This window comes from Blattabacterium sp. (Blattella germanica) str. Bge (assembly GCF_000022605.2).
In the GTDB taxonomy this organism is placed as follows: Bacteria; Bacteroidota; Bacteroidia; order Flavobacteriales; family Blattabacteriaceae; genus Blattabacterium.
Map to the genome: position 1 here is coordinate 1 of NC_015679.1, position 4085 is coordinate 4085.

6 protein-coding genes are annotated in these 4085 nt (G+C 29.8%); 2 read left to right on the forward strand and 4 right to left on the reverse strand.

From position 1 onward, the window contains the following. Positions 1-233 precede the first annotated feature (233 nt). Positions 234-419, forward strand: a complete 186-nt coding sequence (locus BLBBGE_RS03100; RefSeq protein WP_041936812.1) for a hypothetical protein — start codon at positions 234-236, stop codon at positions 417-419. Between the two features lie 63 nt (positions 420-482). On the opposite strand, the gene BLBBGE_RS03105 is transcribed toward BLBBGE_RS03100, so the two are convergent. Continuing rightward, positions 483-749 (reverse strand): hypothetical protein, encoded by a 267-nt coding sequence (locus tag BLBBGE_RS03105; protein ID WP_041936813.1) that lies wholly within the window; start codon positions 747-749, stop codon positions 483-485. 58 nt (positions 750-807) lie between these two features. On the opposite strand from BLBBGE_RS03105, the gene dut reads away from it, so the two are divergent. Next, positions 808-1197 carry a dUTP diphosphatase gene (gene dut, locus BLBBGE_RS03110; RefSeq protein ID WP_013904768.1) on the forward strand — a complete coding sequence of 130 codons (390 nt, stop codon included), beginning with the start codon at positions 808-810 and terminating at the stop codon, positions 1195-1197. Here the strand turns inward: dut and BLBBGE_RS03115 are convergent. The 3 genes from BLBBGE_RS03115 to BLBBGE_RS03125 all read right to left on the reverse strand — a co-directional run bounded on the left by BLBBGE_RS03115 (position 1190) and on the right by BLBBGE_RS03125 (position 3165). Continuing rightward, a complete protein-coding gene (locus BLBBGE_RS03115; protein WP_013904769.1) occupies positions 1190-1669 on the reverse strand; it encodes a DUF1599 domain-containing protein in 480 nt (159 codons plus the stop codon). The genes dut and BLBBGE_RS03115 overlap by 8 nt on opposite strands. Further along, the gene (locus tag BLBBGE_RS03120) at positions 1669-2010 is read right to left on the reverse strand and encodes a VRR-NUC domain-containing protein (protein WP_226989470.1); all 342 of its coding nucleotides are present in this window, start codon (positions 2008-2010) and stop codon (positions 1669-1671) included. The genes BLBBGE_RS03115 and BLBBGE_RS03120 overlap by 1 nt, the downstream gene beginning before the upstream one ends. A gap of 72 nt (positions 2011-2082) precedes the next feature. After that, entirely contained in the window at positions 2083-3165 is a 1083-nt protein-coding gene (locus BLBBGE_RS03125; protein WP_226989469.1) for a ribonucleotide-diphosphate reductase subunit beta, read from the reverse strand. Positions 3166-4085: the final 920 nt, after the last annotated feature.

Consider the following 4085-nt stretch of genomic DNA (forward strand, 5'->3'; position numbering starts at 1 on the left):
TTAACAAACAAAATATTGTTTTAATAAATAAAAAAGCAGAAATTACTATATGTAAACAAATGTTGTAATAATTGTTCTTTCTAAAAAAAAAAACATGAAAATAAGAGAAAATTTCATACAAATATCTAAAGAATTTTAATACTCAAGAATGGAATAAAAAAAGAACATTTAGCGATGGAGAAGCTCTTCTTTATTTAATTTTAAAAAAAGAAATAAAAATTTCTGCCAAAAATTTGGGAGATGTTTTCGGATGGAGTAAAGCTAAAGTGATATTATTTATTCATAAACTTATTGCAAAAGGATATATTAAAAGAAGAATAGAAGAAAAAGTAAGTGTATTAACTGTTATTAAATTTTTGAAAAACACTCATCAAATAAATAATAATAATAAAAATTACACAAATTTTATAAACAAATAAAAAAAACCACAAAAATTTCTGAAAAAAAAGAATTTCTTTTCTTTCAGAAAAATCAGACATAATTCATATTTTTCTCTCTAATATTTTTATAATTTCTCTTACTTCAGGATTCTTTTGAAGAAAACTTTCTAAATCTTCAGAAGAATCAGAATCAGTATCAGAAGTAGATGACGCAACAGTTGTTTCTTTATCATTACTTTTACTCGTTGTTTTATCTTTATCAGTATCAGATTTATCAATTATTCCTATTCCAGTTAATCGATTATCATCATAACATGATGAAAAAAATATCATAGACAAGATGAATATGAAAAGAAATGATTTTTTCATTACTCTACGTTTTTTTTTGAATATAAGTTTTTTTTATATTACAATAAATATTTTACCAATGTGTGTTTTCATAAAAATATGCAACATATCAGAAAATCCTTTGCCTAATTACGCAACAGATGGATCATCTGGAATGGATTTACAAGCTTTTTTAAAAAAAAGTATTTCTATTCATCCTATGGAAAGAAAAATTATCAGAACAGGTTTATTTATTGAAATCCCCATAGGATACGAAGGACAAATCCGTCCTAGAAGTGGTTTAGCTTTTCATCACGGAATTACTGTATTCAATAACCCAGGAACTATAGACTCCGATTATAGAGGAGAGATAAAAGTATTATTGCTAAATTTATCTAACTCTTCTTTTGTTGTAGAAAACGGAAATAAAATCGCTCAAATTATATTCATTAAATACAACAAAATTAAATGGATAAAAAACTTTAAATAAATTTTTCTTCTTTTTCTTTGATTAAAAGAAAAATACAATAATTTAATACATCTATATAATTATCCTGAATTTTATCATGAGAATTTGTTATTTTTAGTAAATTTTTTTCTATATTTTGTATTCTAAAAATCTTTTGTAAGATTATGTCTTTAATTGAGGAATATTCCATGGTAATCCAAGCATTTCCATAATCTGAATTTTTTTTTTCCATAACAAATTTTGCTTTTTTTATGCACATGTCATACCCATAGTAAATTTCTTCTAGTTTTTCTTTTTTATGCATTTTATGCAAAATTATAGCAATAACAGATAAATTCACTATATCAACCCATTTATTTTGATTAACTTTCATTAGAATAATATCATTTATGTTATTAATTTCTTTACAAAGAAGAACAAATTTTTGTTTAAAAGAATCCTTGCATTTTTTTAACATAATATTATACTTCTGAAAGGTAGTATTGTTATTCATCAATTTTTTAAATATTGATCTATATGAATTTTGGCTTCTTCAAAAGAAGAACAAATATTTACATTCCAATTATAAGAATTAAGTATATTTATTATTTCCATCTGATTTTTTGTTAGTTTATTTGGTTTTATTTTAAATTCTAAAGCCATCCCTGTTTTTCCTTTTTTAGGTATAGGAAACAATAAATCGGGAATTCCCGGTCTCAATCTCATAACTTTAATAAGAAATCTTTCATAAGGAGTTCTTCTTGCCTCATTATGAGGATGAAAATAAAACACATTAGGATATTTATGATCTAAATAATCACAAACTGTACTATGCAACAATTGTTCTTTTCCCAAAAAATTTTTATACGAATTTATCAATATTTCCAAAATTTAAAAAAACTTACAGACTTATTCTTATTTTATATATTAAGATTCACAAGAAACACAACCAGAATCTCCTAAATTTTCTTTTTTATTCTTTAAAAGAATTTTCAATATTTTTTTTTCTGAATTAGAATCAGTATCTGAAGAAAAAAGATCTTCATTCCAATCTTCATTTGGTTTACTATATCCAGTTTCACGATTATCAAAAAAATCAGTTTGTTGTTCTCCAGATATAGTTATATAAAACCAATCCATATTAGATAACATATTACTATTTATATGATAAGATTTATTCAAACCTAACTCTCTCAACTTTAAATTAGCTCTATCTTTCATAAAATTTTTTAAATCTTCTTTTTTAATAGTAGGAAGATCCCCATTTCCAAAAATTTGATCAATAAAAACAAATTCATTTTTTAATGCCAAATCAACTCCTTGATAAACCGATTCTTCCACAGACTTTTTTAATCCTTTATTTTCATCACAAAAAGTACGGAATATCTTACATCCAGCTTCTGAATGTAAAGACTCATCTCTAACAGAAAAAATAATTTGTTGTCCTATTCCTTTCAAACGATTAGATTTTCTAAAAGATAACAATACAGCGAAAGAAGAAAATAACTGTATTCCTTCTGCAGCAGCAGAAAATAAAGCAATGCTCCTAGCTATTTCCTCTCTATTGTATTGTTCATGTGAACTTTTTCTTATATCCATTAAAGCTTTCAATTTATTCATTGTTGCTTTATCTTCTAAAAAAGCATGAAAATCATCTAAACCTAAAATATCATTTAAGTAAGAATAAGCAACCGCATGAATCGTTTCAAAAGAACCAAATGTTTGACCCATCATCTTTATTTCAGGAATAGGGAACCAATTAGGAATCATTTCAGACCAATAACTTCCTACTTCAGTTTCTGTTTGAGTGAAACCTTTTAAAATATCGCCAATAACATTTTTCTCTTGAGAAGAAAGATTCTTATTCCAATCATGAATATCTGATTGCATATTTATTTCTGTATGCAACCAATGTGCATTTTGTTGTTTAAACCAATAATCGTAAGCCCATTGATATTCAAAAGGTTTAAAATTCAAACGGTCTTTTGTAATCCCCATTTTTTTATTCACTTTTATTCCGTAAATGTACTAAAATAAAAATTAAAAAAACAAAACACGAAACCCGTCACGCAAGCGTGTGCCTACGCGCGCACCCATCACGCAAGCGTGTGCCTACGCGCGCACCCGTCACGCAAGCGTGTGCCTACGCGCGCACCCATCACGCAAGCGTGTGCCTACGCGCGCACCCATCACGCAAGCGTGTGCCTACGCGCGCACCCGTCACGCAAGCGTGTGCCTACGCGCGCACCCATCACGCAAGCGTGTGCCTACGCGCGCACCCATCACGCAAGCGTGTGCCTACGCGCGCACCCGTCACGCAAGCGTGTGCCTACGCGCGCACCCATCACGCAAGCGTGTGCCTACGCGCGCACCCATCACGCAAGCGTGTGCCTACGCGCGCACCCGTCACGCAAGCGTGTGCCTACGCGCGCACCCATCACGCAAGCGTGTGCCTACGCGCGCAGCCATCACGCAAGCGTGTGCCTACGCGCGCACCCATCACGCAAGCGTGCGCCCGGGCGGGCGGGCGTCACGCGTAATGACGTAATATTAACATTATAATAACACTAATATTACTTTATACACATGTATAAATAAAATATTATTATAATTTATATATATATATATGCCTTTTTTTCAGAAAAAATTTTTCTTCCTAAAATTTTATAAAATCTACATAAAAATCCCCCCCCCCTCAACCCCCCCCCCAATGAACTACAATTAAAATTCAAATAAAAACTTCTCAAAAAAAAAACAAACTTGACTACAAGGTGTATATAGGGTTTAAAAAGCCATTATATGAGTTTCTTTTATAAGAAAACTATTTCCTAATAGGAAACCATAAGTTTAAATTTTAACTGTCTTAAAAAGGCTTAAAATTGATTAAAAAGGCTTAAAATTGAAATTTAGGGGAGTTTAAAACAATATAT